General features: G+C 66.9%; 25 protein-coding genes. 17 read left to right on the top strand and 8 right to left on the bottom strand.

Annotated features, from left to right (window positions below):
• Positions 1–5: 5 nt before the first annotated feature.
• The 5 genes from ACIHAX_RS14750 to ACIHAX_RS14730 form a co-directional block, all read right to left on the bottom strand.
• Entirely contained in the window at positions 6–1,271 is a 1,266-nt protein-coding gene (locus ACIHAX_RS14750) for a dihydrolipoamide acetyltransferase family protein (protein WP_397277848.1), read from the bottom strand.
• Between the two features lie 17 nt (positions 1,272–1,288).
• The gene (locus tag ACIHAX_RS14745) at positions 1,289–2,260 is read right to left on the bottom strand and encodes an alpha-ketoacid dehydrogenase subunit beta (protein ID WP_397277846.1); all 972 of its coding nucleotides are present in this window, start codon (positions 2,258–2,260) and stop codon (positions 1,289–1,291) included.
• A 19-nt stretch (positions 2,261–2,279) separates the two neighbouring features.
• Positions 2,280–3,446: a pyruvate dehydrogenase (acetyl-transferring) E1 component subunit alpha gene (gene pdhA, locus ACIHAX_RS14740; protein ID WP_397277844.1), complete on the bottom strand. Its 1,167-nt coding sequence runs from the start codon at positions 3,444–3,446 to the stop codon at positions 2,280–2,282.
• A 10-nt stretch (positions 3,447–3,456) separates the two neighbouring features.
• Positions 3,457–4,908 (bottom strand): dihydrolipoyl dehydrogenase, encoded by a 1,452-nt coding sequence (lpdA, locus tag ACIHAX_RS14735; RefSeq protein ID WP_397277842.1) that lies wholly within the window; start codon positions 4,906–4,908, stop codon positions 3,457–3,459.
• Positions 4,909–5,066: 158 nt separating this feature from the next.
• Positions 5,067–6,263 (bottom strand): PucR family transcriptional regulator, encoded by a 1,197-nt coding sequence (locus ACIHAX_RS14730; protein ID WP_397277840.1) that lies wholly within the window; start codon positions 6,261–6,263, stop codon positions 5,067–5,069.
• A gap of 267 nt (positions 6,264–6,530) precedes the next feature.
• On the opposite strand from ACIHAX_RS14730, the gene ACIHAX_RS14725 reads away from it, so the two are divergent.
• The 6 genes from ACIHAX_RS14725 to ACIHAX_RS14700 all read left to right on the top strand — a co-directional run bounded on the left by ACIHAX_RS14725 (position 6,531) and on the right by ACIHAX_RS14700 (position 13,121).
• The gene (locus ACIHAX_RS14725) at positions 6,531–6,929 is read left to right on the top strand and encodes a TOBE domain-containing protein (protein WP_355073899.1); all 399 of its coding nucleotides are present in this window, start codon (positions 6,531–6,533) and stop codon (positions 6,927–6,929) included.
• An 11-nt stretch (positions 6,930–6,940) separates the two neighbouring features.
• Positions 6,941–7,720, top strand: a complete 780-nt coding sequence (gene modA, locus ACIHAX_RS14720; protein ID WP_364426255.1) for a molybdate ABC transporter substrate-binding protein — start codon at positions 6,941–6,943, stop codon at positions 7,718–7,720.
• A gap of 50 nt (positions 7,721–7,770) precedes the next feature.
• A complete protein-coding gene (modB, locus tag ACIHAX_RS14715; RefSeq protein ID WP_364426777.1) occupies positions 7,771–8,529 on the top strand; it encodes a molybdate ABC transporter permease subunit in 759 nt (252 codons plus the stop codon).
• The gene (locus ACIHAX_RS14710; RefSeq protein ID WP_355073895.1) at positions 8,526–9,575 is read left to right on the top strand and encodes an ABC transporter ATP-binding protein; all 1,050 of its coding nucleotides are present in this window, start codon (positions 8,526–8,528) and stop codon (positions 9,573–9,575) included. The genes modB and ACIHAX_RS14710 overlap by 4 nt, the downstream gene beginning before the upstream one ends.
• Before the next feature lie 229 nt (positions 9,576–9,804).
• Positions 9,805–11,712, top strand: a complete 1,908-nt coding sequence (locus ACIHAX_RS14705; protein WP_397277838.1) for a glycoside hydrolase family 15 protein — start codon at positions 9,805–9,807, stop codon at positions 11,710–11,712.
• A gap of 110 nt (positions 11,713–11,822) precedes the next feature.
• The gene (locus ACIHAX_RS14700; RefSeq protein WP_397277836.1) at positions 11,823–13,121 is read left to right on the top strand and encodes an MFS transporter; all 1,299 of its coding nucleotides are present in this window, start codon (positions 11,823–11,825) and stop codon (positions 13,119–13,121) included.
• A 28-nt stretch (positions 13,122–13,149) separates the two neighbouring features.
• Here ACIHAX_RS14700 and ACIHAX_RS14695 read toward each other — a convergent pair whose 3' ends face one another.
• Positions 13,150–13,554 (bottom strand): hypothetical protein, encoded by a 405-nt coding sequence (locus tag ACIHAX_RS14695; protein WP_364426245.1) that lies wholly within the window; start codon positions 13,552–13,554, stop codon positions 13,150–13,152.
• A gap of 240 nt (positions 13,555–13,794) precedes the next feature.
• Between ACIHAX_RS14695 and ACIHAX_RS14690 the strand changes: the two genes are divergently transcribed.
• The 7 genes from ACIHAX_RS14690 (at position 13,795) to rox (ending at position 21,194) form a co-directional block, all read left to right on the top strand.
• A complete protein-coding gene (locus tag ACIHAX_RS14690) occupies positions 13,795–14,331 on the top strand; it encodes a hypothetical protein (RefSeq protein WP_356964288.1) in 537 nt (178 codons plus the stop codon).
• Positions 14,332–14,392: 61 nt separating this feature from the next.
• Entirely contained in the window at positions 14,393–15,211 is an 819-nt protein-coding gene (locus ACIHAX_RS14685; protein WP_364426239.1) for a class II glutamine amidotransferase, read from the top strand.
• The gene (locus tag ACIHAX_RS14680; protein ID WP_397277833.1) at positions 15,208–16,617 is read left to right on the top strand and encodes a DUF2252 domain-containing protein; all 1,410 of its coding nucleotides are present in this window, start codon (positions 15,208–15,210) and stop codon (positions 16,615–16,617) included. Before ACIHAX_RS14685 ends, ACIHAX_RS14680 begins: the two co-directional genes overlap by 4 nt.
• 128 nt (positions 16,618–16,745) lie before the next feature.
• Positions 16,746–17,918, top strand: coding sequence for a glycosyltransferase family 87 protein (locus ACIHAX_RS14675; RefSeq protein ID WP_364426233.1), 1,173 nt, complete (start codon positions 16,746–16,748; stop codon positions 17,916–17,918).
• A gap of 150 nt (positions 17,919–18,068) precedes the next feature.
• On the top strand, positions 18,069–18,905 hold the full coding sequence (locus tag ACIHAX_RS14670; RefSeq protein WP_364426230.1) for a glutamate ABC transporter substrate-binding protein: 837 nt from the start codon (positions 18,069–18,071) through the stop codon (positions 18,903–18,905).
• Between the two features lie 201 nt (positions 18,906–19,106).
• Positions 19,107–19,316, top strand: coding sequence for a TOBE domain-containing protein (locus ACIHAX_RS14665; protein ID WP_355073881.1), 210 nt, complete (start codon positions 19,107–19,109; stop codon positions 19,314–19,316).
• Positions 19,317–19,763: 447 nt separating this feature from the next.
• Positions 19,764–21,194: a rifampin monooxygenase gene (gene rox / locus ACIHAX_RS14660; RefSeq protein WP_397277830.1), complete on the top strand. Its 1,431-nt coding sequence runs from the start codon at positions 19,764–19,766 to the stop codon at positions 21,192–21,194.
• A 55-nt stretch (positions 21,195–21,249) separates the two neighbouring features.
• Here rox and ACIHAX_RS14655 read toward each other — a convergent pair whose 3' ends face one another.
• Positions 21,250–22,227 carry an AraC family transcriptional regulator gene (locus tag ACIHAX_RS14655; RefSeq protein ID WP_397277828.1) on the bottom strand — a complete coding sequence of 326 codons (978 nt, stop codon included), beginning with the start codon at positions 22,225–22,227 and terminating at the stop codon, positions 21,250–21,252.
• Between the two features lie 83 nt (positions 22,228–22,310).
• Here ACIHAX_RS14655 and ACIHAX_RS14650 point away from each other — a divergent pair, with 83 nt between their 5' ends.
• The 3 genes from ACIHAX_RS14650 (at position 22,311) to ACIHAX_RS14640 (ending at position 23,919) form a co-directional block, all read left to right on the top strand.
• Positions 22,311–23,159 carry an NAD(P)H-binding protein gene (locus ACIHAX_RS14650; protein WP_397277826.1) on the top strand — a complete coding sequence of 283 codons (849 nt, stop codon included), beginning with the start codon at positions 22,311–22,313 and terminating at the stop codon, positions 23,157–23,159.
• A 189-nt stretch (positions 23,160–23,348) separates the two neighbouring features.
• The gene (locus ACIHAX_RS14645) at positions 23,349–23,567 is read left to right on the top strand and encodes a DUF2945 domain-containing protein (protein WP_397277824.1); all 219 of its coding nucleotides are present in this window, start codon (positions 23,349–23,351) and stop codon (positions 23,565–23,567) included.
• The gene (locus ACIHAX_RS14640; protein WP_397277822.1) at positions 23,506–23,919 is read left to right on the top strand and encodes a DUF3140 domain-containing protein; all 414 of its coding nucleotides are present in this window, start codon (positions 23,506–23,508) and stop codon (positions 23,917–23,919) included. The genes ACIHAX_RS14645 and ACIHAX_RS14640 overlap by 62 nt, the downstream gene beginning before the upstream one ends.
• 83 nt (positions 23,920–24,002) lie before the next feature.
• Here ACIHAX_RS14640 and ACIHAX_RS14635 read toward each other — a convergent pair whose 3' ends face one another.
• Positions 24,003–24,782, bottom strand: a complete 780-nt coding sequence (locus tag ACIHAX_RS14635; protein ID WP_397277820.1) for an enoyl-CoA hydratase-related protein — start codon at positions 24,780–24,782, stop codon at positions 24,003–24,005.
• 399 nt (positions 24,783–25,181) lie between these two features.
• On the opposite strand from ACIHAX_RS14635, the gene ACIHAX_RS14630 reads away from it, so the two are divergent.
• Entirely contained in the window at positions 25,182–26,744 is a 1,563-nt protein-coding gene (locus tag ACIHAX_RS14630; RefSeq protein ID WP_397277818.1) for an esterase-like activity of phytase family protein, read from the top strand.
• The last annotated feature ends 10 nt before the right edge of the window (positions 26,745–26,754 follow it).

Here is a 26,754-nt window from a genome sequence, read left to right as displayed (position 1 = left end):
AAGTGTCAGGTCACGATGCGGAGTGGATGTTCCAGCAGGTCCTTCAGCTGTTGCAGGAACTGTGCGGCCACGGCTCCGTCGATGGCGCGGTGGTCGGCGGACATGGTGACCCGCAGAATCTTGCGGGTCACCACTTCACCGTCGTCCAGACGCAGTTCGTCCGTGGCCGCGCCGACGGCCAGGATGGCGGCCTCCGGTGGGTTGATGACGGCGGTGAAGTGCTCGATGCCGAACATACCGAGGTTGGAGATGGTGAAAGTGCCGCCGCTCATCTCGTCGGTCCGCAACTTGCGCTCGCGGGCGCGTTCGGCTTTGTCCCTGCTCTCGGCGGCGATCTCGGACACGCTCTTGCGATCGGCGTCCCGCAGCACGGGAACGAGAAGGCCCGCGGGCGTCGCGACCGCCATACCGAGGTTGATGCCACGGTGCCGCAACAATTTGTCGCCTGCGAAGGAGACATTGACCGCAGGGTTGTTCCGCAGCGTCACGGCGACGGCCTTGAGCAGCAGATCGTTGACGCTGACCTTCACATCTGTCCGCGCCAGCGTGGCGTTGACCTGTGCGCGGAAGTCGAAGAGGTCGGTCACATCGATCGCGTTGGTCAGATAGATGTGCGGAGCTTGTTGTTTGCTCTCGGTGAGCCGCGTGGCCGAGACACGCTGGATGGTGGTCAGCGGAATTTCCTCGTAGTCGCCTGCGGCCGGAGCGGAAACCTCGCTCGGGGGAGCGGGGACGACCTTCCGCGGCGGATCGAGTTCGGCTGCACGATGGGCGGATTCGACATCCTGCCGGATGATGCGCCCACCGGGGCCGGTGCCGACGACGGTGGTGATGTCGACGCCGAGTTCGTCGGCGATCTTGCGCGCCAGCGGCGACGTCTTCTTTCGCTGCACCGTTGCGCGGGAGTCGACGGTGGGTTCGGTCACCGTGACAGCCGGAACCGGGCGAGTGTCCGGCTCCGCACCGTGTCCGGCAGGAGCTTGCTCCTCGGCGGGGGCGGGCGTACCCCCGTTCGGGCCGCTCGCGGTAGTTCCGCTGCCGTCGCCGATGACGCCGATGGGTGTTCCGATCGGCACCCGCGCGCCCTCACCGGCGAGGATTTGCTCGAGCACGCCGCTGTCGTACGCCTCGAGCTCCATGAGAGCTTTGTCGGTTTCGATCTCGGCGAGGATTTCGCCTTGTTCGACCGGATCGCCCACCTGCTTGAGCCAGGAGACGACGACGCCTTCCTCCATGGTGTCGGAGAGGCGGGGCATGGTGATTTCGGGCATGAATGTCCTCTGGTCTTTCAGCGTCGCTTGCCCACTGCCGCAAGGGTTTCCACTGCGGCGGTGTACAGCGAATCGGCCGACGGCAGGGCGAGTCGTTCGAGCGGCTTGGCATAGGGCAGCGGCACCTCGGCCATGGCCACCCGGCGGACCGGGGCGTCGAGGTAGTCGAAGGCGCCGTCGGAGATGGAAGCCGCGACCTCTGCGCCGATGCCGTAGGTGAGCCAGTCGTCTTCGCCGATGACGGCGCAGCCGGTCTTACGGACGGACTCGATCAGGGTGGCGCGGTCCAGCGGACGAAGGCTGCGCAGGTCGATGACCTCTGCCGAGAAACCGTCGGCGGCGAGTCGTTCGGCGACCTCGGAGCAGATCGTCGCCATTCGCGAGTACCCGATCAGCGTGATGTCGGAGCCGGTTCTCGTGACCGCGGCCTTGCCGATCTGGACGCTCGGAAGATATTCCGGCACTTCGCCTTTGGTGTTGTACAGCGACAGGTTCTCCAGGAACAACACTGGATCGTCGTCTTCGATGGCGGCTTTCAGCAGCGCACGCGCGTCGGCCGGAGTGCTCGGCGCGACCACCTTCAAGCCCGGCACGAAGGCGTAGTACAACTCCACGTTCTGCGAATGCGTCGCGCCCAGTTGCTGCCCGCCGCCGCCCGGGGTGCGGATGACCATGGGCACGCTGGTCTGGCCGCCGAACATGCCGTAGATCTTCGCGGCGTGGTTGACGATCTGATCCAGCGCCAGCAGCGAGAAATTGATCGTCATGATCTCGACGACCGGGCGCAGTCCGAGCATGGCGGCGCCGACGAAACCCTCCTCGGCGATGGGAGTGTCGCGCACCCGCTTCTCGCCGAATTCGGCCAGCAGTCCCGCGGTGATCTTGTAGGAGCCTTCGAAGATGCCGATCTCCTCCCCGATGAGGAAGACATCGTCGTCGCGCCGCATCTCCTCGCGGAGGGTCTCGCGCAGCGCTTCACGATAGGTCATGACAGCCACGGTGATGTCCTTAATGGGTGAAGAGCGGATCGGCGGGCAGGCGACGCGAATCGCCCGCCACGGGCGTCGCGTAGTTGTAGTCGAACAGGCTCGACGGCTCCGGATGGGGGCTTGCGTCGGCGAATTCGACCGCAGCGGCGACCGCGGCCGTCGCCTCCGCTTCGAGCGCGGCCACGGACCGATCGTCCAGCACACCGGCGGCGAGCAGCGCGTCGCGCCAGCGCACGATGGGATCGTTGCCGCGGGCGATCGAGACGGCCTCTTCGGTACGGTATTTCGCCGGGTCGACCACGGAGTGGCCTTTGAGGCGGTGACTGACCGCCTCGAGCAGCGCGGGTTTCTTCTCGCGCCGAGCTGTTTCGATCAACTCACCGGCCACATCGCGGACGGCGAGCACATCGGTGCCGTCGACACGCTCCCCGCGCATGCGGTAGGCGGCGGCGCGCTTCCACAGATCCGGCTCGGCGGAGGAGCGCTCGACCGTGGTGCCCATGCCGGTCTGGTTGTTGATCACCAGGAACACCACCGGCAGGTTCCACAGGGCCGCGATGTTGAGCGACTCGTGGAACGCACCGATGTTCGTCGTGCCCTCACCCATTTGGCACACCACCACGTCGTCCTCGCCGCGGTAGTCGATGGCCAGCGCCGCGCCGACGGCCAGCGGAACCTGGCCGCCGACGATGGCGTAACCGCCCAGCATGCGAGTCGCGGTGTCGTACATGTGCATGGAACCGCCCCAGCCCTTGGAGGTGCCGGTGGAGCGGCCGTACAGTTCCGCCATGACGCGGCCGGGCTCGATGCCTTTGGCCAGCGCGTATCCGTGCTCGCGGTAGTTGGTGAACAGATAGTCGGTCGGGCGCATGGCCGCGCCGAGCCCGATCACGGTGGCTTCCTCGCCCAGGTTGAGATGGCAGTAGCCGCCGATCTTCGCCTGCTGATAGCTCTGGGCGGTGCGCTCCTCGAACCGGCGCACGAACAGCATGTCGCGGTACAGGCCGCGCAGGCTGTCGGGATCCTCCGCGGCGATGCGCGCGTCGGCCGGAACGGAGTCGTCCTGCGTCCGTGCGGGTTCGGCGGCGTCGCTCTTGCGCTCCTCGGTGACCGACGCGGAGGTGTGTGCGGCCGTCGACCGAGCCGTCTTGCGACTCGGTTTGCGGGATGCGGTGCTGGTGGTCACGGCAGGCTCCTCAACGCTTCCGGGGCGGGATGTGCACGGGCAGTCCGAGTCCGGCCATGGCCGCCTCCATGCCGATCTCGCCGAGAGTGGGGTGGGCGTGGATGGTGTCGGCGAGTTCGTCGAGGGTCGCCTCCAGCGCAATGGCCAAGGCGCCTTCGGTGATCAGGTCGCTGGCCGACGGGCCGATGATGTGCACCCCGAGCACTTCTCGATGGCGCTGTCCGGCAACGATTTTGACGAAGCCATCGGTTTCGCCGAAGGTCTTCGCCCGGCCGAGTGCCGCGAAGGGGAATCGGGCGGTGACGACGTCGTGCCCGGCGGCGCGGGCCTTCGCCTCGGTGAGCCCGACGCTCGCGATCTCCGGGTGGGTGAAGGTGGCGGCCGGGATCGCGGTGTAGTCGATGTGCGCCGGATGGCCGGCGATCACGTCCGCGGCGGTGAGGCCCTGATGCGAGGCGACGTGTGCGAGCAGGGCACGCCCGGTGACGTCACCGATGGCGTAGACGTGTTCGACGCCGGTGCTCAGCCGTTCGTCGACGGGGATGAAGCCCCGCGGGTCGGTGTCGATTCCCGCGCGGTCCAGGCCGAGGTCGGCGGTGTTGGGACGGCGTCCGACGCCGACAAGTACCACGTCCGCGTCGAGTTCACCGGCGTGCTCGCCTGCGACGGTGACGCGCAGGGCATCGGTTCGCGCGATGGCTTCGACGGTGGAGCCGGTGAGCACGGTGATGCCGCGCTTGGTGAACGACCGTCCCAGGGCGGCGCCGACGTCGGCGTCCTCCAGCGGCACCAGGGTGTCCTGTAGCTCGACGACGGTGACCCGGCTGCCGAAACTCGCGAACAGGCTGGCCCATTCCGCGCCGACCGCGCTGCCGCCGATGACGACGAGGCGTTCGGGCACCTCGGTCAGCCCGAACGCGCCGTCGGAGGTGATGACGCCCGGCAGGTCCGCGCCCGGAATCGGCAGTCGAGCGGGCACCGATCCGGTCGCGATGATCACGTCGCTCGCGCTGATCGTCCGGGTGGCGGTGGCGGTCGGTGCGGCGGCGTAGCGGGGGCCGCCGGGGAAGATCGGCGATTGTCCGGCCTCGAATACCTCGACGCTGGTCGGACCGGTGAAGCGGGCGTGTCCCTCGATCACCGTCACGCCGTTCGCGGCGAGCAGGCTCGCCACACCGTCGGTGAGTTGCTTGACGATGCCGTCCTTGCGCTGCCGCACCGCGGCGAAGTCATAGCGCACGTTGTCGGCGTATACGCCGAAATCAGCTGCGGCGGTGACGGTTTGGAAGATCTCGGCGGACCGCAGCATCGCCTTGGTCGGAATGCAGCCCCAATTGAGGCAGACGCCGCCCGGGCGCTCCTTCTCCACCAAGCCGACCCGCAGGCCGCGCTGGGCCGCGCGGATGGCGGCGACGTACCCGCCCGGGCCGCCGCCGACCACCAGTAGATCGAAATCCGGCACTCGTGGTGCTCCTCGTCCTCGATGATCCGATCCGCCTCCGGTTGTGGGGCGAATCATCGCTATCGAGTGTTGCCGTAGCGAAGTGCACAGACAATTGCCACGAAGCCCAGTAGTGCGATCGCCAGATTGGGCGCGGCGCCCAATCCGATGAGGTCGGATCAGGCTCTCTCCGGTGACCGGACGAGATCGAGGGCGGCCAGGGCCAGCGACAGTTCCACATAGCTGCGCTGGCCTTCGAGCGGACGGCCGAGCAAGGTCGAGACGCGATGGAGGCGGTTGATCACGGTATTGCGGTGGCAGTGCAGCCGTGTCGCCGCATGGGCCGCCGAGCAGTCGTGCGCCAACCATGCCGCGAGCGTGTCGAGCAAGGTCGTGCGCTCGGCGGCGGGCAGTGCGAGTACCGGACCGAGGGTGTGGGCGACCAGCATGTCGGTCACGTCGGTGGAGCGCAGCAACAGCGCATGTTGGAAGCGTTGGTGCAGCGGCACGAGTCCTGTCGCGTCCGCGGGCAAGGTTTGCAGGGTGAGCAGTGCCCAGCCGTGTGCGGTGCCGACCTGCGCCAGGCCGCCGACGGTCGGCGAGGCGCCTGCCCGTCCGCGAACGTGCGGTTCGATCCGTCGCAACACCGAGGCGACGTCGTGGCGTTCGACCGCTATCAGCCCGACCGTCGAGTCGACGCGATCGTGCCACACCGAACGAATGCCGACCGCGGCCAAGGCCGCCTCGGTGCCGGTGTGCATCGCCTCGCCCGCACCGCAGGCGACGACCACGAGGTAGTCGCTACCGGCCGGAAGGTTCAACTCACGTGCGGCGCGCGCGGCGAAGGTGGTGTCGTTGCCCCGGCCGGCGAGCAGGTCCTCGATCAGGGCGTGCCGACGGCGTTCGTCGCTGCGCAACTGCTCCAATTCGGTATTCCGGTAGGACGTGACCAGCGACGTGGACAGCCCGTCGATCACGGCCCACAACGCGGTGCCCGCCGCGCGGATCTCGCCGGGAGCGAGATCGTCCGCTCGGTCGAGCAGGACCTCCCAGACGATCCGGCCGCCGAGCCGGAACGTGCGCAACATGGCTTCCAGCGGTACGCCCTGTTCGGCACGGCGGCGGCCGATGGACGCGGCGACATCGTCGTCGAACGCGGTCGTCGGAGCGCCCAACCGGTCGAGGATGCGGGTCACGTACCGGCGGCAGCCGTCGACCAGATCCGCGCGGGGTACCCGCGAATAATCGGTCCATTCGGGGTTTTCGGTGAAGATCTCCGAGATCAGCCGATCGGTCAGCGCGGGGATCTCCGCACGGCAGGCGGCCACCAATTCCTGCGTGCACGCGTCCGGATGCGCCTTCTTCGATATCGACATGTCGCTCGGGTTCCTTGTCGTCTGCCATGCGCCACGACTGCGCGAGCGGTGGCCTACCACGACCGTATAGCCGTCGGATTGCCGCATCGACAGGAACGCTCCACACCGACGGGTAGGTGCGCCGCACCGCGGCGCAGTCCGGCTTGTGAAGACATCGACAACGCCCTGCCGTCACGAGAAGCCGCCGGGCGCGGGCGAACGAGAGTACTCGAAGTAGCGGATCTGACCGACTATCTTTACCGTGAATGCGGCAATAAACTGTCGCTTGTGTCGAATCTACGGATCAGTGAGGCAGCCGCGTTGCTGGGTGTCAGCGACGACACGGTGCGCCGATGGATCGATCAGGGCCGTCTGACCGCGATTCAGCTGGACAACGGCCGCAAGGGTGTCAGCGGCCGCGAGCTCGCCGAGTTCCTGCGCGCCACTGCCGAGGCGCCCGCACCCGGTGCGACGGTCGCGGCGTCGGCCCGCAACCGGATGCGCGGGATCGTGACCCGGGTGGTCAAGGACACGGTGATGGCGCAGGTGGAGATGCAGGCCGGACCGTTCCGGCTGGTGTCGTTGCTGAGCCGGGAATCGGTGGACGAGCTCGGTCTGGAAGTCGGCAGCGTCGCTGTCGCATCGGTGAAGTCCACGCACGTCGTCGTGGAGATACCGGAAAGTTGACGAGGATGAGGATGATTCGCAAGTGGGGTGTCGCCACCGCGACGGTGCTGGCCGTGGTGACCGCGGCCGGCTGTGGTTCGGACGACACGACCGAACACACCGGCGCCGAGCATGTCTCGGGCACGGTGACCGTGTTCGCCGCCGCCTCGCTGACCGAGACGTTCACCGAACTCGGCAAACAGTTCGAGGCCGCGCACCCGGGCGTGAAGGTGATCTACAGCTTCGGCGCGAGTTCGGCGCTCGCCGAACAGATCGATCAAGGCGCACCGGCCGACGTGTTCGCCTCGGCGGCGCCGAAGAACATGCAGCAGCTCCGCGACAAGGGGGAAGTCACCGCCGCGCCGGTCACCTTCGTGCGCAACAGGCTCGAGATCGCGGTGCCCAAGGACAACCCGGGACACATCACCGGGTTGGCCGATTTCGGCAGAACCGAGCCCAAGCTCGCGCTGTGCGCGGAGCAGGTGCCTTGCGGCGCGGCGGCCAAGACGGTGTTCGAGACGGCGAACATCATCCCGCAACCCGATACCCGCGAGCAGGACGTGAAGGCGGTGCTGACCAAGGTGACGCTCGGCGAGGTCGACGCGGCGCTGGTATACCGCACCGACGTGAAGGCGGCGGGCGACAAGGTCGAGGGCATCGACTTCCCGGAGTCCGGCAAGGCGATCAACGACTACCCGGTAGCGCCGCTGGCGCACGCGCCGAACGCGGCCGCCGCGGCGGCGTTCGTCGACTTCGTGACCTCGGACAAGGCCGAGACGGTCTTCGCAGCGGCGGGATTCGACACGCCGTGATCGCGCCCTCGCGGCGGCGGGCGGTGCTCGGGCGGCGACCGGTCGCGCTGATGCTGCCCGCAGGCTGCGGGCTGGCGTTCCTCGTCGTACCGCTCATCGGGTTGCTGGCGCGAGCGCCGTGGGCGACCATGCCGGATCGGTTGTTCAGCGTCGAACTCGGCCAGGCACTGCGGCTTTCGCTGGTGTGCGCGACCGCGGCCACGGCGATCTGCTTGGTCCTCGGCATCCCGCTGGCCTGGGTGCTCGCGCGCGCCGAACTGCCGGGGCGCGGGCTGATCCGCGCCTTGGTCACCGTACCGCTCGTGCTGCCGCCGGTGGTCGGCGGTGTCGCACTGCTGCTGGTGCTGGGACGGCGCGGGCTGATCGGGCGGTATCTCTACGAATGGTTCGGTGTCTCACTGCCCTTCACCACCGCCGGGGTGATCGTGGCCGAGGCATTCGTGGCCATGCCTTTCCTGGTGATCTCCGTCGAAGGAGCGCTGCGGGCGGCCGATCCTCGCTTCGAGGAGGCGGCCGCCACGCTCGGCGCCACCCGCTGGTACACCTTCCGCCGGGTGACCCTGCCGTCGGTGTTGCCCGGAGTGGTCGCGGGCGCGGTGCTGTGCTGGGCCCGCGCGCTCGGTGAGTTCGGCGCCACCATCACCTTCGCCGGTAACTTCCCCGGCCGCACCACCACTATGCCGCTGGCGGTCTATCTCGCGCTGGAGACCGATCCGGACGCCGCGATCGTGCTCAGCCTCGTTCTGCTGGCCGTCTCGGTCACCGTGTTGGTCGCGTTGCGCGAACGGTGGATCCGGGGAGCGATATGAGCTTGGAGGCCGACCTACGGATCGACCGAGGGCATTTCGCGCTCGAACTGCCTCTCGCCGCCGCACCGGGCGAGGTGACCGCTCTGCTGGGACCGAACGGGGCGGGCAAGACCACTGCCCTGCGAGCCCTGTCGGGGCTGATCGCGCTGACGGGCGGGCACATCCGGCTGGACGGAACCACCTGGGACGCCCCACCGTCGGCGTTCGTGCCCGCCGAACGCCGACAGGTAGGCGTCGTGTTCCAGGACTACCTGTTGTTCGGGCATTTGTCGGCACTGGAGAATGTCGCATTCGGGCTGCGCGCCCGCGGATGTCGGCGTGCCGTCGCGCGGGAGCGGGCCACCGAATGGCTCGCGCGGGTCGGACTGGCCGATTACGCACTTCGCAAACCCCGGGCACTGTCCGGAGGACAGGCGCAACGGGTCGCCTTGGCCCGCGCGCTGGCCACCGAACCGCAGCTGTTGCTGCTCGACGAGCCACTCGCGGCACTCGACGCCGGTACCAGGGTCCAAGTGCGCTCGGACCTCGCCCACCATCTGCGCGACTACCCCGGCCACACCGTCCTGGTCACCCATGACCCCCTCGACGCCATGGTCCTCGCCGACCGGCTGATCATCCTCGAAGACGGCAAGATCGTCCAGCAAGGACCGCCCGCGCAGGTCGCGGCGAGACCACGCTCGGACTACGTGGCGACTTTGATGGGCCTCAACCTCTACCGCGGCACGGCTCGCGGCACGACTGTCGACCTGGACGGTGGCGGCAGCCTCACCATCGCCGAACCCGCGGAGGGGCGAGTCCATGTGGCCTTCGGCCCGAACGCGGTCGGCCTGCATCCGGAACAACCCGTCGGCAGCCCCCGCAACAGCTGGCCGGTCACGATCACCGGCATCGAGCAACACGCGCACATCACCCGGATTCGTCTCGACGGCGCGCCGCCCGTGCTCGCCGACATCACACCGGCCACCGTCGCCGAGCTGCGACTGCGTCCGGGCCAGCGGCTGTGGGCTGCGGTGAAGGCCACCGAAACTCGTTCCTACCCGGCATGATCCAGTGGCCGCGTCCAGCCGCCGTGTCGTCGGTCGAGCCGCCGAGATGCGCTGCGGCCAATTGCAAGCCGATGGTCTCCGCTGCGGCTGTCTAGTCGGAAGCGAGCTGAGCGACAGGCGCGGGTAGGTCGGGGCGATACGCCGTAGTCGCCTGTTTCAGATTTGCTATGTATAAGCTGTTCACTTTTTCGGTCGGCATGGAGCACACTGTGAGGGTCGCATCTCTCGAATGAGGGATGCGGCGATCGGTTGCGCTGGGCTGAGTTGTCCGTTCGGTCGATGCCACTGGAGGATTGCCATGAACGCGTATCCACCGATCGCGGAGCACGGCATTGTCGGTGATCTACAGACCGTGGCGTTGGTGTCCTCGGTGGGCACCATCAACTGGTGGTGTACTCCGCGATTCGACTCGCCGAGCGTCTTCGCCGCACTGCTCGACAGCGAGCGTGGTGGTAGCTGTCAGTTGTCTGCCGATCTGGCCGAGGCGGAGGTGACGATTCGTCAGCTGTACCTGTCGGACACGGCCGTGCTGGTCACCCGGTTCATGGCCGAGAGCGGGGTCGGCGAAGTCATCGATTTCATGGAGCCGATCCGTGATCGCGCCCCGATCGACCGGCATCGGCTGGTGCGGATTGCGCGGGTGGTGCGGGGCACTCTGCCGTTCGCGCTCAGCTGCCGACCACGGTTCGACTATGCGCGCGCCGCCCACACCCTCACAGTGCACGATCACCGGTCGGTGACCTTTCGCGGGCCGGGCACCGATCTGCGCCTGCAGGCAACCGACCCGGTGGCGTTGCGCGCCGAAGGGGATGATGTGTCCGCGCAGTTCACCCTTTCGGCAGGGGAGACGGCGGTGCTCGTGTTGACGAGCACGGACAGCGGGGGCGCCGCACCGGCGCCTCCGGAGCGGCAGGCTGTGCTCGCGGAGTTGGACGCGTGCCGCGCGTTCTGGCAGACGTGGTTACGATCGTCCACGTATCGGGGTCGCTGGCGGGACATGGTCAATCGTTCGGCGATCACGCTGAAGCTGCTGACGTATGCGCCCACCGGGGCGCCGATCGCCGCGGCAACCATGGGGCTGCCCGAGCAGGTGGGCGGCGAACGCAACTGGGATTACCGCTATACCTGGATCCGGGATGCGTCCCTGTCGGTGCGGGCGCTGAACGATTTGGGTTTCGCCGAAGAGGCGTATGCCTTCCGGCGCTGGTTGCGCGAGCGGCTGGAAGCCGGTGACACCACTTCTGGTGAGCCGTTGCAGATCATGTATCGCATCGATGGCGATCCTCGACTGGAAGAGGAGATTCTCTCTCATCTGGAGGGTTACCGCGGATCGGCGCCGGTGCGGGTCGGTAACGCGGCGGCCGATCAGATCCAGCTCGACATCTACGGTGAGGCGGCCGACGCGCTGGCGCAGATGTCCGATATCGGCGGAATCTCGGGCTGGCGGGCGATCGCGAACCTGATCGACTGGCTCACCGAGAACTGGGACCGGCGCGACGAGGGGATTTGGGAAACTCGTGGTGGTCAACAGGAATTCACCTACAGCCGTCTCATGACCTGGGTCGCGTTCGATCGCGGTGTACGGCTGGCGATCGAACACTCTCGGCCCGCGGACGTCGCGCGCTGGACACGGGAACGGGACGCCGTGTTCAACCAGATCATCGAGCGCGGCTGGAGCTCGAAGCGGCAGGCGTTCGTGCAGCACTACGCCACCGAGGTGCTGGATGCGTCGCTGCTGCTCATGCCGCGGATGGGCTTCCTGTCCTCGCAGGATCCGGCGTGGTTGAGCACGCTCGACGCGATGGACGAGGAATTGGTCAGCGACAGCCTGGTCTACCGTTACGACCCCGAAGCCTCCCCGGACGGCTTACGCGGCGTCGAGGGCACGTTCAATCTGTGCAGTTTCCTATATGTGGAGGCGCTGGCCCGTGCTGGGCGATTGACCCAAGCCCGCTACGCGTTCGACAAGATGCTCACCTACGCCAATCACGTCGGTCTCTTCGCCGAGGAGATCGGCCCGTCCGGCGAGCAATTGGGCAACTTCCCACAGGCGTTCACGCACCTGGCCTTGGTCGCCGCGGCGATGGCGCTGGATGAACAGCTCGACCGAGCCGAAGCTCGGCCGGACGGTTCCTGACCCGGGGCGCGCGGATGGCGGAGCCGACCGGGTCCAGACCGCGTGGGGTGCTGCTTCCCCTCGCGCTGGCGCAGTTCATCTGTAGCTTCGCCGGTTCGAACATGAACGTGATGATCACCGACATCAGCGCCGACCTGAACACCACCGTGCACGGGGTGCAGGTGACGATCACGATCTTCCTGCTGGTGATGGCCGCGCTGATGATCCCCGGCGGAAAGCTCACCGACCGATACGGTCGCAAGCGATGTTTCGTCGTCGGCTTGGCCGTCTACGGCGTCGGCGCCGTGCTCAGCGCTCTCGCACCGGCGCTCGGTGTGCTGATCCTGGGCAATTCGATCCTCGAAGGTGTCGGCACCGCGCTGCTGATCCCACCGGTCTATATCCTCAGCACCCTGCTGTTCACCGAGACGTCGTCTCGCGCACGGGCCTTCGGCGCCATCATGGCCATGGGCGGCATCGGCGCCGCGGCCGGACCGTTGATCGGCGGACTCATCACCTCCGGGCTGAGCTGGCGCGCCGCCTTCGGCTTCCAGGCTCTCGTCATCGTGGCGATCATCCTGCTCAGCCGCCGCATTACCGACCCGCTGCCCGCGGACCCCACGCGGCCTTTCGATCTCGGGGGCGCGATTCTGTCGGCGGTCGGCCTGATCCTGTTCGTCATGGGCATTCTGGCCGCCGACGACAATTTCTGGTTGATGCTGGCGCTGCTGGCACTCGGTGCGATGTTCCTCGCCTGGTTCTTCGTCTCTTGCCGCAACAAGGAGCGCGCCGGGCATGAGCCGCTGCTGTCGACCGGCTTGTTCCGCAACCGCACGTCGAACCTCGGCCTGGTCACCCAGAACATCCAGTGGTTGCTGTTGATGGGCACCTCGTTCGTCGTCTCGGCGTATCTGCAGGTTGTGCGCGGATACAACGCCATCGAGACCGGCGTCATCTTCACCGCCGCCACCATCGGCCTGCTGGTCTCGTCACTGTCGGCCGGACGACTGGCGAGGCGCCGCGCCGCGCGCACCCTCATCATGGGTGGTTACCTGGTGACCATCATCGGCGTGGTGGTGCTGCTGGCATTGGCGGGCAGCGCGCTGAACCCGTGGGCGTTCGCCCCCGGACTGTTGTTGATCGGGCTCGGCCTCGGCGTGATGCTCACCCCGTCGGTCAACGTGGTGCAGTCCAGCTTCGGTGAGGAACTGCAGGGCGAGATCTCGGGGTTGTCGCGCAGCGTGTCCAACCTCGGTTCCTCGCTCGGTACCGCGGTGGCCGGGACCATCCTGGTCGCCGATCCCGGCGGTCACGCCTACGCGGCCGCGATGAGCGTTCTCGCCGCGATCGGCCTCGGCGGACTGCTCGCCGCGGCGCTGCTGCCCCGCCGCACGGTGTCGGCGCCGCCCGTGGCGTCGCGCGACACCTGACCCGCACCGGCACCGCGGCCGCTGCCGGTCACATGCGGCTCGGCTCCCAGGTCGTGACCGCCCAGATCACGACGACGTCCAAGGCGATGACAATGGTCGACCACCACGGGTAGTACGGCAGCCACAGGAAGTTGGCCAGGATCGACAGCGCGGCGAGGAACACCGCTGTGACCCTCGCCCACATAGCGCCGGCGATCAGCCCGACCGCCGCGATCACGACCAAGATGCCGAGAACGAGATGGATCCACCCCCAGGTGGTGGTACTGAACTGATAGGTGTAATTCGTTCCGGAGACCAGAAGATCGTCCTTGGCGATCGCGGAGATCCCCTGGAAGATCGACAGGAGCCCAGCGGCCAACAGCAGGACCGCGGCGCCGATCGAAGTAGTGGCCGCGACCGCCTGCTTGACGGAATGGTCATTAGTTGCTGACATTTGCCGGTCACCTCTCTCATCGGCGATGCACGGAGCGATGCATCGGTCTGACGGGGCGTCTTGCCCGATCCGCATGGGACGTACCGAAAACCTGGAACAACAGAGCCCGCACACGTCGCCGTGCGCCGGTGTTCAGCATAATCCCCAGCGATCTTCTGGCTACTATTTAGTAGGCCTTGCCGCGGGCTCGGCACGACTCGGAAAGACGGATGGCCCGGCGACGAACTCGGTGGGAGGTCGATGGAAGCCAGCAGACATGCATTCCTACACGGACCGCTGTTCTCCCGGAGCGCTCCGCTGGATCGCCGCAATGCGGCCAGCCGGATCAGCGCCTATGTCTACGGGAACGTGCTGATACTCGCGGCGCTGATACCGGTGACGACCTCCGCCGAACACGTCGGCATCTTGATCGTCCTCGGGACGGCTTTCTCGACGTTCATCGCACACTCTTTCGCCGAAGGGGTCGGCCAGAGCGTCCAGCAGAACCGTCCGATCTCCGCTCGGGAGCGCTGGATGGACATGCGGGACTCCGTGCCGATCCTCAGCTCGGCGGTGCTACCTTGCGTGATCCTCGGCATCGCCGGTCTCGGATGGCTCGAACCGCGCACTGCGCAGCTGCTCGCGGAGGTGGTCATGCTGATCCGGATCGGCGGGATCGTGTTCGTCATCGAGCGGCTCAACGGTGCGCGTCCCCGGCGTTCGACCTTGCTCGAGGCCCTGCTGCTGGCGGTTGCGGCCACCACCGTGGTGGTGGTCAAGGTGATCATGACCCACTGATCGCGCGGATGCTGTGGCCGAACCCCGCCTGCTCTGCTTCAATCGATATATGTGCAGGTGGATGGCTTATTCAGGGGAGCCGATCCGGGCCGAGGACCTTTTGTTCCGGCCGACGCATTCGTTGATCGACCAGAGCTTGCACTCCCAACTGGGTGCGACGACCACGAACGGTGACGGCTTCGGGATCGGCTGGTACGGCGATGGCCCGCGACCTTCGGTGTTCAAGAACACCGAACCGGCATGGAACGACCGCAACTTGCGGGAGATCGCGGGCGCGGTGCGCACGTCGCTGTTCTTCGCGCACGTGCGTGCGTCGACCGGGACCTCGGTGCAGCGCAGCAACTGTCACCCGTTCCGGCACGGGCACTGGTTGTGGATGCACAATGGAGCGCTGCGCGGGTTCCGGCAGTGCAAGCGTGATCTGATGACGGCGGTCGATCCGCTCCTGTTCGCCGATATCGAGGGATCTACCGATTCCGAGTTGCTCTTCTTCCTTGCCCTGACCTTCGGGCTCGTCCACGACCCGTTCGAGGCGGTCGCCCGCGCGGTCGGCCTCGTCGAAGACGTCGGCCGGGCGCACGAGGTCGAGGCTCCGGTACAGATGACCGTCGCGACCACCGACGGTGAATCCATGTGGTTCTTCCGGTATTCCACCGAGCGGCAGACGCGATCGCTGTTCTATTCCAACGATGTCGCGAAAGTGCGCGCCCTGCATCCGGAGGTGAAATCTCTCCGCGGGCTGGGGGAGGAGGCCCGGTTCGTGGTCTCCGAGCCGCTGCGTGACCTGCCGGGAGCGTGGAACGAAGTCCAGGAATCGTCGGCAGGCGTCGTCCGCCTCGGTCACGATGAAACGCGACCGTTCGAGCCGGTCGCACCGTGACCCACCGGACGGCCGCGGTGAACGATCGGATCGCCACCCGCGCCGAACGTGCCGAGCAGGGTGAATCCGCTCGGCGGACTACCCCTTTCGCCGCTCTCGCCGAACACGACGCCACCGGCAGGGACCCGGTCGACCTGCTCGATCGGCAGGCTCGATCCAGGATTCCGGAACTGGTTCCGGTGCGGTACGGCCGCATGGCGAACTCACCGTTCGCCTTTTATCGCGGCGCGGCCCTGGTCATGGCGGACGATCTGTCCCGAGCGCCCACGACGGGGCTGCACACTCAACTGTGCGGTGATGCCCACCTGAGCAATTTCGGAATCTTCGCGACACCCGAACGCCGCCTGGCCTTCGACATCAACGATTTCGACGAGACATACCCCGGTCCGTTCGAATGGGATGTCAAACGGCTCGTCACCAGCCTGGCGGTCGCCGCCGGAGAGAACGGCTTCTCCGCCAAACAGCGGCTGAAAGTCACGCTAGCGTGTGCGGCGGAATACCGGACCACGATGCGGGACCAAGCCGAGCGGAGCACCACAGCCGTGTGGTACTCGCGCATCGATCCCACGGCCGAATTGCCCGAATTGCGCGACGAGCTGGACACCTCGACCCAGGAGCGGGTGCGCAAGGCGCTCGCGAAGTCGCGGACGCACGACAGCCACCACGCCCTGGCGAAGCTGACCACCCGTGTCGACGGCAGGCCGCGGATCATCAGCGATCCGCCCCTGCTCGTCCCGCTCGAGGAACTCTTCGCCGATGTCGACGCCGAGCAGCTGTATCGCGAACTACGCCAACGTCTCAGCGATTACCGTGCGACTCTGCAGGACAATCGCCGCGCGCTGCTGGACCAATTCGAGTTCGCGCAAGCCGCGCGCAAGGTGGTCGGCGTGGGGAGCGTGGGCACCCGCGCTTGGATCGTCCTGATGCTGGGAGTCGACGGGGATCCGTTGTTTCTGCAGGCGAAAGAGACCCAACCGTCGGTATTGGCACGGTATCTGGCGGGCCCGTCGTATCCGAACCAGGGGGAGCGGGTAGTGCGTGGGCAGCGGCTGATGCAGGCGGCGAGCGACATCCTGCTGGGCTGGCAACACGGTCCCGACATCGACGGCGAGCAGCGGGACTTCTACTTCCGGCAGCTACGCGACGGCAAGGGCTCGGCGGTGATCGAGACCATGGGCCCCAAGGGACTGCGACTCTACGGCCGACTGTGCGGGCGGGTGCTGGCTTACGCACACGCCCGCGCGGGCGACCGGATAGCGATCGCTTCGTACCTCGGCACGACAGACGAGTTCGACCATGCCATGGCGGAATACGCCGAAACCTACGCCGACCAGAACGCGCGCGACCATGCCGAACTCGAGCGCGCGATCCAGGAAGGCCGCATCACCGCACGAACCGGAATGTAAGACGATCGTCGTCTGCGAATACCCGTGGGCGCCTTGCTCATTGCGCAGGACGGTTAGGCTGCGACCTTGTGCGCGAGCTGTCGTCGGTGTCGAGGTTGTGGGTCGTTTGGGTGGTTACTCGATTACTGATGGTGGTGTTCACCGGTGTGACGGCGTTGCCGCACAGCGTCTGGGATGCCTCGGCGGCGGACTTGACCCTGTACGGCGCGTGGGCCGAACATATCGTGCACCAGAACGCTTTCCCGTTGGACGACGAACGCTGGCAGTACCCGCCCGGGGCGGGTGCGTTGCTGGTGGTGCCCTGGCTGATCGGCGGTGGGTCGGGCTACAACTGGTTGTTCTTCGCGCTGGTCGCGGCAGCGGACGCCGGTGTGCTCAGCTTGTTGATCAGGGCGGCGCGGGCTGACGGGCTGCGGACAGCGCAGGCCGGGCCGTGGATTTGGACGCTCGGAGTGGCCTTGCTTGGCCGGGTCTGTTACGGCCGATTCGATTTGATCGTAGCCGCGACCGCGATCGCGGCACTGTTGTGGTCAGCGCGCCGACCGGCGGCGGCAGGCGTGGCCGCCGCCGCGGGTGTGTTGCTGAAACTGTGGCCGGTGGTGGTCGTGCTCGGGCTGCGCCGACGGACGCTGTGGCGCATGAGCGCGGCGGCGGCCTGCGCCGGTCTGGTTGCGATGGCGGGATTGACCGCGTTGGGTCCGGGCGCGTGGTCGTTTCTGGAGTTTCAGTCGAAGCGGGGATTGCAGATCGAATCCGTCGCTGCCACACCGTTGTTGGTTGCTCGGCTGATGAACGGCGGCTGGACCATCGTGCATCGTTATGGGGCGGAGGAGCTGTCCGGCCCTGCGGTGTCCGCCGTGGCCAGGGGATGCGTGGCCGTCATGATCATCGGCGGCGCGGTGTTGCTGATCACCTGGTGGCGCGTGCGTCCTCCGGCGACGGATCTGGCATTGGCGGCGGTGCTCCTCGCCTTGGCGGCCAGTCGGGTGCTCAGCCCGCAGTACTTGGTGTGGGCGGTCGGGGTCGCCGCGGTCTGCGCGCTCGACCCGCGCACCACGCAGCGGCCTGTGCTGGTGCTGGTACTCGCGACGGCACTGGCGAGTCAGGTGGAGTTCCCGTTCCTCTACGACCGGGTCGCCACCGGAAGCGGACCGGGAGTAGTGGTCCTGGCAGTGCGCAACGGCCTGCTGCTCTGCGCAACCGCGTGGTCGCTTGTACGTCTGTGGCGCGACAACTTCCAACCGTCTCGTGAAAGCCCGGAAGTGCCGATAACGGTCGTCGGGGCCGCGTCGTCGGCCTGAACGACGCCGTGCACTTCCGGCGCGTGCGGCCACATCCCCGAACTTTCCACTGGCGGGAGGGCAGTCGAGCCGGGCGATCGATGTTCCGGGAAAGATGACGTGTCGTCGGCCCCCGGACCGGCAGCTCAGCGTGAGAAGGAGCCGAATTCGATGAGGATCACCCGAACACTTCGCCTCGGTATCGGGGCGATCGCCGTCGCCCTCGTCGCCGCCGCCTGCGGTGGCGGCAGCGACCCCGCGACCACCGCCGATCACGTGCGGGACGGCAAGCTGACCATCGGCATCAAGTTCGACCAGCCAGGACTCGGATTCCGTGAAGCGGACGGCTCCTACCAAGGGTATGACGTCGAGATCGCCAAGTACGTAGCGAGCAAGCTCGGCGTGCGGCCCGACGGCATCACCTTCAAAGAGACGCCGTCGGCCCGGCGGGAGACGATGATCATGAACGGCGAGGTGGACTTCATCGTCGCCACTTATTCGATAACCGACACGCGCAAGGAGAAAGTCGACTTCGCCGGACCGTATTTCGTGGCCGGGCAGGCGCTGCTGGTGAAGAAGGAGACCACCGATATCACCGGTGTCGAGTCGCTGAACGGCAACAAGAAACTTTGCTCGGTCAAAGGCTCCACCCCGGCGCAATACGTCAAGGATCACTACGCCAAAGATGTTCAGCTGGTGGAACTCGACACCTACTCGCAGTGCATCGAAGCTCTGCGCCGCGGTTCGGTCGATGTGGTGACCACCGACGACATCATCCTCGCCGGTTTCGCGGGGCAGGCGTCAGGGGAACTGAAGCTGGTCGGCAACACGTTCACCACCGAGAAGTACGGTATCGGCCTGAAGAAGGGCGACCAGGAAACCCGGAACAAGATCAACGACGCGCTCGAGCAAATGGTGGCCGACGGTTCGTGGCAGAAGGCGTTCGAGGAAACGATCGGGCCGCTGCGTGATTCGACGTTGACGCCGCCCGCCGTCGACCGATACTGATCGGAACTCACCGCTTCCGGCAGCCGCACGGACAGCATCCCGCTGCACATTTCGAGCACGCGGACGGCATATCCACCGTCGTGTCGAGCAAGCCCGGTTTCGGGCGGAGGTGAGGTAGCCGGTTGCCACGTCCGCGACGCCTACTGACACCCCCGTCGGCAATCCCCGCCACCCGGGCCGGGCGTGCGTACCATCACCGGCATGCAGCTATCTACCCGCAATCAACTTGACGGCGCCGTCGTCTCGATCACCCGCGGCGAAGCCATGGCCGTGGTCCGGGTCCGGCTCACCGGGGGTGACGAGATCACCTCCTCGATCACCCGCGACGCAGTCGAAGACCTGCGACTCACCGAAGGCACACGCGTCAAAGTCCTCATCAAGTCGACCGAGGTGGCGCTCGGCGTCGAATAGCCGGGCGCCACCGTCGCCAATTCCGCTGGGACGACCCTGTATTCGTGGGTCACATCAGCTGCGGACCGGATATTGTCGGCAGATTCCGCTTCGGCTCATCTACACGGCGGACGCGCCGACCCTGCGAGGCATGCTGAGGTCGAGAAGCATGGACCGGCCACCCGACGCGTGGGTTGATGCTTCCTGCCACACCGAAGCGAACGCACTGGCCGAATGGGGGATGGGTGCTGCCACGATGTCCATACCGGGCGCGGACGGGGAAGAACCAATTGCTCTTCCCTTTTAACATATATCGCACTGGGGGACTTGCGGCAAGGCCCGGGTCGTGCTGCAAAATCTTCGGCCGAAGCCAGAACCTGCGGAAATCGGCGATTCGCGAGGCACGTGCGCTCGCGGATTTCCGCCGGACCGGCTGGCCGAGATGCGACACCAACGGATGGGCGGTTCATGTTTGACGTGATCATTGTCGGCGGCGGACCGACCGGCTTGATGCTGGTCAGCGAGTTGCGGCTGCACGGCGTGCACACGCTGGTACTGGAGAAGGAGACGGAACCGTCCACGCTGTCCCGGGGGCAGGGCCTACACGCGCGCAGTGTCGAGATGATGGACCAGCGCGGCCTGCTGGACCGGTTCCTCGCGGTCAGTAAAAAGTTCCAAGTCGGCGGTCTTTTCGGCGGCATCGTCAAGCCGTGGCCGGAACGGTTGGACACGGCGCACCCGTACGGCCTCGCCACTCCACAGCCCGTCACCGAACGGCTGCTCAACGAGCACGCCCTCGAGGTCGGCGCCGAGATCCGGCGCGGCTGCGAAGTGGTGGGGCTGAGTCAGGACGAGCAGGGGGTGACCGTCGCGTTGGCCGACGGCACGCAACTACGCTCGCGCTACCTCGTCGGCTGCGACGGCGGCCGCAGCACGGTGCGCAAACTGCTCGGCGTCGGCTTCCCCGGCGAACCCACCAAAGTCGAGACGTTGCTCGGTGAAATGGAGGTGACCGAGGACCCGGCGAAGGTGGCCGCGATCGTCGAGGAAGTCCACAAAACGCAGAAGCGGTTCGGCGCCGCGCGCTCCGGTGACGACGGAAGGCTGTTCCGTATCGTCGTGCCTGCCGAGGGCGTGTCGGACGATCGTGCGGCCCCGACCCTGGAGGAGTTCAAGCGGCAACTGCGGGCGTTCTCGGGCACCGACTTCGGGGTGCACTCCCCGCGCTCGCTGTCCCGCTTCGGCGACGCTACGCGGCAGGCCGAGCGTTACCGGGTCGACCGGGTGCTGCTGGCCGGCGACGCTGCGCACATCCATCCGCCGACCGGCGGGCAAGGGATGAACCTCGGCATCCAGGACGCGTTCAACCTCGGCTGGAAACTGGCCGCCGAGGTGAACGGCTGGGCGCCGGAGGGACTGCTCGACACCTATCACGCCGAACGACACCCGGTGGGCGCGCGTGTGCTGGAGAACACCCGCGCGCAGATCACGCTGATGGGAACCGATCCGGGCGCGACCGCGCTGCGCGAGCTGTTCTCGAAGTTGATGGACTTCGAGGAGGTCAACCGGTATATCACCGAGATCATCACCGCGGTCGGGGTCCGCTACGACTTCGGCGAGGGGCACGACCTGCTCGGCCGGCGGATGCGGGACGTCGGGCTGAAGCGGGGTCGTCTCTACGAACTGATGCACGGCGGGCGTGGGTTGCTGCTCGACCAGACCGGCCGGCTTTCGGTAACGGGGTGGGCGGATCGGGTGGACCACGTCGTCGATGTCAGCGAGGAACTGGAGGTGCCCGCCGTGCTGCTGCGGCCGGACGGCCACGTGGCGTGGGTCGGTGCAGACCAGCAGGATCTGCTCGAGCACCTGCCCCGGTGGTTCGGCACCGCAGCGGGCTGATTCGCCGACTGGCCGCCGGACCCGCGAGTGCACCGGCGACAGCGGGGTAGGGCGGTCAATGGGTGTCTCGGTCTGGCGGTGTACGCATGGTCTGCCGGCGCCGCCAGGCCGAGGGCCCGGTCCCGCGGGTGCGTCTGAACGCGACGCTGAAAGCGAAGGCGTCGTGGTATCCGACTTGACGAGCGATGGTCGCGATGGTGGCGTCGGTATCGCGAAGTGCGTCCGCGGCGAGGGTCATTCGCCAATCGGTGAGATAGGTCAGCGGCGGGCGTCCGAGCAGGGCGGTGAAGCGCGCGGAGAAGGAGGCTCTGGACATGTTGGCCTCCTCGGCCAACGCGGCAACGGTCCAGCGGTGGGCCGGATCGTTGTGGAGCGCGTGGAGAGCACGGCCGATCCGCGGGTCGATCATCGCGTGATACCAGCCGGGTGGTGTCGCGCCGGGCGCGGCCCACCAGGCGCGCAGCGCCAGCACGAGCACCAGATCGAGCAACCGATGCAGGACGGCGTCTTGTCCCGGCTCGTCCCGGGCGGCTTCGGTGGTGAGCAGATGCAACGCGGCGCTGGTCCGTGATCCGGCAGGTACGACCGCCACGGGTGGCAGCAGATCGAGTACTCGCTCGCCCACGTCGCCATGAAGTACGAAGGAGCCGCGCAGCACTGTCGTGGCTCCTGGCAGACCGTCACCGTAGGTGCGTGGGCCCATATTCCGGAGCGCGCCCGGTTCCCGGCTGTGGTCGAGGACGACTTTGCGCCCCTCCTCGATCAAAATCTGAGGCGGGGTGGTCGGACTATCGGCAACCGTATATCCGCCGGTCGTTTTCACCACGGCGATACCGCCCTCGGGCACCGGCACCTTTGTCGTGTGGGCATCGTCGAGCCGCAAGTGCGCCGGACCGCCGAGCACCGCGACGACAGCGAGCGCTGGATGTCCGGATGCGGCGAAGGTCAGCGACCACGGCGGCCGCTGGATGAGCTGGCGTACCTCGGTATTGCCCACTCGCGCTCGATGCAACAGATCGCTCAGCACGTCCACAGCGACCCACGTTAGACGATCACAAAGAAATCCCGGATCTTCTCCCATGGATCGTCTGGCTGCTGCTCGATTGGATGATTGCCATGACCAACATCCTGATTCTCGGCGGCACCGGTAAGACCGGCCGACGGATCGCACGCCACCTCCGAGCCGCGGGCCATCCGGTACGGGCGGTCGCCCGCACCGGGGGCGATATGTCGTTCGACCTCGGCGACCTGACGACTTGGTCGGCAGTGCTCGACGGCGCCACCTCCGCCTATCTCGTGGAACCGGCCCTGCAATTCACCGATGAGGGCCGAGCGCGTATCCCGAAATTCATCGAGGCGGCGGTCGGGGCCGGTGTCCGGCGGCTCGTACTACTGTCCGCACCGGCCGCCGACCAGGCCGATCATCCCCTGCACGCCGCCGAGCGCGCGACCCGGGACAGCGGGCTGGAATGGACCATTCTGCGACCCAACTGGTTCGCGCAGAATTTCAGTGAAAGTTTCTGGCTGTCAGGCATTCTCAACGGCGCGCTGTATATCCCCACCGGCGACGGCCGTACCCCGTTCGTGGACGCCGACGACATCGCCGAAGTCGCGGCGCGAGCACTGCTCGATGACCGGCACAGCGGTAACACCTACGAGCTGACCGGCCCGAGGGCGATCAGCTTCGGCGAAGCCGTGGACATGATCGGAGCGACCATCGGCCGCACGATCCGCCACGTCGACATCGACCCCGCGACTTTCGTCGAACAGCAGATCGGCTTCGGTGTCTCGCCCGAGGCTGCGCGGCTACTCACCGACATTCTCACCCGGCTTCCCCACGGCGGCCCGGGCACGACCCCCACCGATGACGTGCACCGAGCTCTTGACCGTCCGGCCCGGACATTCGAGAACTATGTCGCGGAATCCGCCGCCTCAGGCTGTTGGCGCCGGACCACTACCTCCTAGCGCAACCGCGCGGCCGATGCTGACAACGGGATCGTCGGGTCGAAACCGGCACCATCGCGACCCTGCACGAGGTTCTGGCCGCAGAGAGAGTGGGTGGCGATCAGGAGGACCGGTTCAGCTATCAGTTTTCGAGAGCGGACTGCGGGTAACACGACCTCGTTGGATGCGGGAATGGGGAAGGAATCGACCATGGGAAAGCAATCGTTCAGCAAAGGCGACGAAGTCGAATGGAACAGCCACGGCAGTACCGCCGAGGGCGAGGTGGAAGACGTGATCACGTCCGACACCGAAGCGGCGGGCCGAACGGTACGGGCCTCCGAACAGGAGCCACAGTATCGGGTGCGCAGTGCGAAGAGCGGCCGTGACGCGGTGCACAAGCCCGGCGCGCTACGTCCGCACGACGATTGACATCGAAAATTGGAGCCGCGCCATGACGACGGAAGACAAAGACACGCGTACGAAATTCGACAACATCGTCAACATGACGGCGAAAGAACTGCGCCGGTGGCTCGACACCGACGAGTCGAAGTCGGTGGGGCAGAAACCGAAAGACGGCGGCGAGTCGACCGGGCACGCGAGCGGGCGGCGCATCGCGGACATCCTCGAGAAGAAGAAACCGACCGACGATGATTACGCGCACATGCGCAAAGTCATCGGCTATGCGCACCGCCATCTCGAGCAGCGACCCTCCGGCGAAATCGAGAACACCAAATGGCGATACTCGCTGATGAACTGGGGCCACGATCCGATGAAAAGCTGACGGCAGCAGCGAATACGCGTCACATCCAGCGTCTCTTGCCGATTCGAGCCGTCTCCGGCGGGCAGGGGCAGACGCCGGCGCCGCTAATCGCGCCAGACAGGTGGGCGCTTCGCCAGGAAGGCCGCCATTCCTTCGCGGGCGCCGGGAAGTTGGGCGGCTGCGGCCATGACTTCCAGGGCGAGGGCGTAGGCGTCTGCCTCGGGGCGGTCAAGCTGGCGGTAGAGGGTGCGTTTGCCCAGTGCTTTGCTGGCGCGGCTGCCGCGGGTAGCTCGGGCGAGCAACTCGTCGACGGCGGTGTCGAGCTCGGCGTCCGGCACCGCTCGGTTGATCAGGCCCCACTGTTCGGCGGTGCGGGCATCGATCGGGTCGCCGGTGAGGGCGAGTTCCATCAGTCGTTTGCGGCCGACGGCGCGGGCTACCGGCACCGCGGGGGTGTGGCAGAACCAGCCGTCCTTGCCGCCGGGGAGCGCGAAACCGGCCGATTCGGCGGCGACGGCCAGATCGCACGAGGCCACCAGTTGGCAGCCGGCAGCCGTGGCCAGACCTTGCACGCGGGCGATCACCACCTGCGGTACCGACTCGATGGTCGACATGAGCTCGGTGCACAGTGTGAGCAGTTCCCGCACGCCGAGCAGGTCGCGTGCCGCGACATCGGCGAAATCATGTCCCGCGGAGAACACCGGACCGGCTGCCCCGAGCACTATCCCGGTGGCGTCCGTCTCGCCCGCAGCGCGGAAGGAGGCGAGCAACTCGGCCAGATGTTCGCCGGACAGGGTATTGCGTCGCTCCGGCCGGTTCATCGTGATGCGCACTGTGTCGCCGTCCCGCGCGACCAGCACATGCTGATACTCCAAGGCGGTCATATCTCCACCGTAGAGCTATACGGGGAACGACACGACACTTACGGGATGATCTCCGAACAGCTAGCACGGCTGGGTCCCCCGCTGGGTGGTGGTGGTGGCGGGGCCGCGTCCCGGCTGCGGCGACCTCGATGCGGATGGCCTGCTCGGCATCTTCCTCGCCGCAGGCGCCCGATCGGACGCAGGTGCCCGTTCACCGAGCGCTAAGGCTTGTTCGGCATCGAAGTCGGTAGCGTCGAGAGCGCGGTAGCGACGCGGCCCGACGCTCGGATACCGCAGTGCTCACGTTCGTCAGGATTGGCAACACTGCAAACTGATCGGATGATTGTGGGGATCGACGGCTCATGTTCAGCTCGATGCCAACTGGCGGTCGGGCTCGGACGGTACGCATCGCTGGTGAGAATGCACCGCAGTACCCGAAGCGCGCTCGTCATGGTCGCCGTGTGCGCGACCGCCGTTCTGTCCGCTTGCTCGTCGTCGAACTCGGAGGCGGGCTTCACCGCCGCCAAGGACCAGCCCTTGGTGATCTCGCTGGATGATCTGCTGGCGGCGACCGGCGGCAGCGCCGCGGTCGGGATCACCGATCCGCAGCACGGCACGATCACCCGTCGCACCGACGGTGCGGTGGTGTACACGCCTGCGGCTGGATACACCGGTTCCGACAGCATCACTGTGACCACCACCGACGCCGTGAAGCTGTTCACCACCGATATCCCGCCGCTCGGTGACTTCGGTGGCGTGAGTCTGCAGGGCAGCGGATACGGGTCGGCGTTCACGCCGGTGCCCGGATCGACCGACGAGTTCTATGGTCTCACCGACCGCGGTCCGAACGTGGACGGCAAGGGCAAGAACGAGAAGCTCACGCCGATACCGACTTTCACGCCCACCATCGCGAAATTCAAGTTGGTCGGCACCAAGGCGGTGCTGGAAAGCGCCATTCCTCTGAAGAATTCAGCGGGCCAGCCGTTCAACGGCCTGGTCGACGCCTCCGCAAGCACCGGCGAGACCATCCGCGACCTCAACGGCACCGTCCTGCCGCCGACCGATCACGGCATCGACAGCGAAGGCCTGGTCGCGATGCCCGACGGCAGCTTCTGGGTGTCCGACGAGTACGGGCCGTTCGTCGTGCACTTCGACGCCAACGGCACCGAGCTGGAGCGGCTCGCACCGGGACGCGGTCTGCCCAAAGAGCTTTCGCTGCGCACCCCGAACCAGGGTATGGAGGGGCTCACCATCACGCCGGACGGCAGCACATTGGTCGGCATCGTGCAGAGCGCACTGAACGAGCCAGGTGTCGCGTCGGCGCGTGAGGTGCCCATGACCCGGATCGTCACCGTGGATCTGAAGACCCGGGACGTCAAGGAATTCGTATATCCGCTGGAGAATCCGAAGCAGAAGCTCGCGGTCTCCGAGATCACGGCGCTGAGCGAGACCACCTTCCTGGTCGACGAACGCGACGGCGGCAAATCACCCAAGGCCGACAAGAAGCTGTGGACCATCGACATCACCGGCGCCACCGACGTCGGCCCGCAGGCGAAAATCCAGAACGCGCACTACGATCCACAACTCGGCCTGCTGGTCGACGGCAAGCCGCTGGAACTCCTCGTCGGTGCCGTGCCCACTGCCGAAGGCGTCGCCACGCTGCGGAAGGCGGGTGTCACCCCCGTCGCCAAGAAGTCCGCCCTGGACCTCGGCGGTCTGCTGGACGGCCTGAACGCCGACGGCAAGTTCTTCGGCCACGACAAGATCGAGGGCGTCGCCACCAGCGACGGCGGCAAGACCCTCTACATCGCCGACGACAGCGACTTCGGCATCGAGGCCGCCACCGGCGACCAGCCGCCGTTCGGACTGAAAGCCAAGCTCCTCGCCAACGGCGCCCAGGACACGGGTGAGGTGCTGATGGTCGACACCACCAAGCTGCCCGCCAAGACGCAGACGCGGACGCTCACGATCACCGTGAAGTAGCGGACGTATG

Origin of the sequence: Nocardia sp. NPDC051929 (genome assembly GCF_044548645.1) — a bacterium.
GTDB lineage: Bacteria > Actinomycetota > Actinomycetes > Mycobacteriales > Mycobacteriaceae > Nocardia > Nocardia sichangensis.
The sequence above is the reverse complement of the archived record's forward strand: the minus strand, read 5'-3'. Positions and strand labels throughout refer to the sequence as shown.

What these genes read in the sequence shown, in the direction of transcription:
- ACIHAX_RS14750 (WP_397277848.1), bottom strand. Translation starts at nt 1,271, where the DNA reads ATGCCCGAAATCACCATGCCCCGCCTCTCCGACACCATGGAGGAAGGC.
- ACIHAX_RS14745 (WP_397277846.1), bottom strand. Translation starts at nt 2,260, where the DNA reads ATGACCTATCGTGAAGCGCTGCGCGAGACCCTCCGCGAGGAGATGCGG.
- ACIHAX_RS14730 (WP_397277840.1), bottom strand. Translation starts at nt 6,263, where the DNA reads ATGTCGATATCGAAGAAGGCGCATCCGGACGCGTGCACGCAGGAATTG.
- modA (WP_364426255.1), top strand. Translation starts at nt 6,941, where the DNA reads ATGATTCGCAAGTGGGGTGTCGCCACCGCGACGGTGCTGGCCGTGGTG.
- modB (WP_364426777.1), top strand. Translation starts at nt 7,771, where the DNA reads ATGCTGCCCGCAGGCTGCGGGCTGGCGTTCCTCGTCGTACCGCTCATC.
- ACIHAX_RS14710 (WP_355073895.1), top strand. Translation starts at nt 8,526, where the DNA reads ATGAGCTTGGAGGCCGACCTACGGATCGACCGAGGGCATTTCGCGCTC.
- ACIHAX_RS14705 (WP_397277838.1), top strand. Translation starts at nt 9,805, where the DNA reads ATGAGGGATGCGGCGATCGGTTGCGCTGGGCTGAGTTGTCCGTTCGGT.
- ACIHAX_RS14700 (WP_397277836.1), top strand. Translation starts at nt 11,823, where the DNA reads ATGATCACCGACATCAGCGCCGACCTGAACACCACCGTGCACGGGGTG.
- ACIHAX_RS14695 (WP_364426245.1), bottom strand. Translation starts at nt 13,554, where the DNA reads ATGTCAGCAACTAATGACCATTCCGTCAAGCAGGCGGTCGCGGCCACT.
- ACIHAX_RS14690 (WP_356964288.1), top strand. Translation starts at nt 13,795, where the DNA reads ATGGAAGCCAGCAGACATGCATTCCTACACGGACCGCTGTTCTCCCGG.
- ACIHAX_RS14685 (WP_364426239.1), top strand. Translation starts at nt 14,393, where the DNA reads ATGGCTTATTCAGGGGAGCCGATCCGGGCCGAGGACCTTTTGTTCCGG.
- ACIHAX_RS14675 (WP_364426233.1), top strand. Translation starts at nt 16,746, where the DNA reads ATGGTGGTGTTCACCGGTGTGACGGCGTTGCCGCACAGCGTCTGGGAT.
- ACIHAX_RS14670 (WP_364426230.1), top strand. Translation starts at nt 18,069, where the DNA reads ATGAGGATCACCCGAACACTTCGCCTCGGTATCGGGGCGATCGCCGTC.
- ACIHAX_RS14665 (WP_355073881.1), top strand. Translation starts at nt 19,107, where the DNA reads ATGCAGCTATCTACCCGCAATCAACTTGACGGCGCCGTCGTCTCGATC.
- rox (WP_397277830.1), top strand. Translation starts at nt 19,764, where the DNA reads ATGTTTGACGTGATCATTGTCGGCGGCGGACCGACCGGCTTGATGCTG.
- ACIHAX_RS14650 (WP_397277826.1), top strand. Translation starts at nt 22,311, where the DNA reads ATGACCAACATCCTGATTCTCGGCGGCACCGGTAAGACCGGCCGACGG.
- ACIHAX_RS14645 (WP_397277824.1), top strand. Translation starts at nt 23,349, where the DNA reads ATGGGAAAGCAATCGTTCAGCAAAGGCGACGAAGTCGAATGGAACAGC.
- ACIHAX_RS14635 (WP_397277820.1), bottom strand. Translation starts at nt 24,782, where the DNA reads ATGACCGCCTTGGAGTATCAGCATGTGCTGGTCGCGCGGGACGGCGAC.
- ACIHAX_RS14630 (WP_397277818.1), top strand. Translation starts at nt 25,182, where the DNA reads ATGCACCGCAGTACCCGAAGCGCGCTCGTCATGGTCGCCGTGTGCGCG.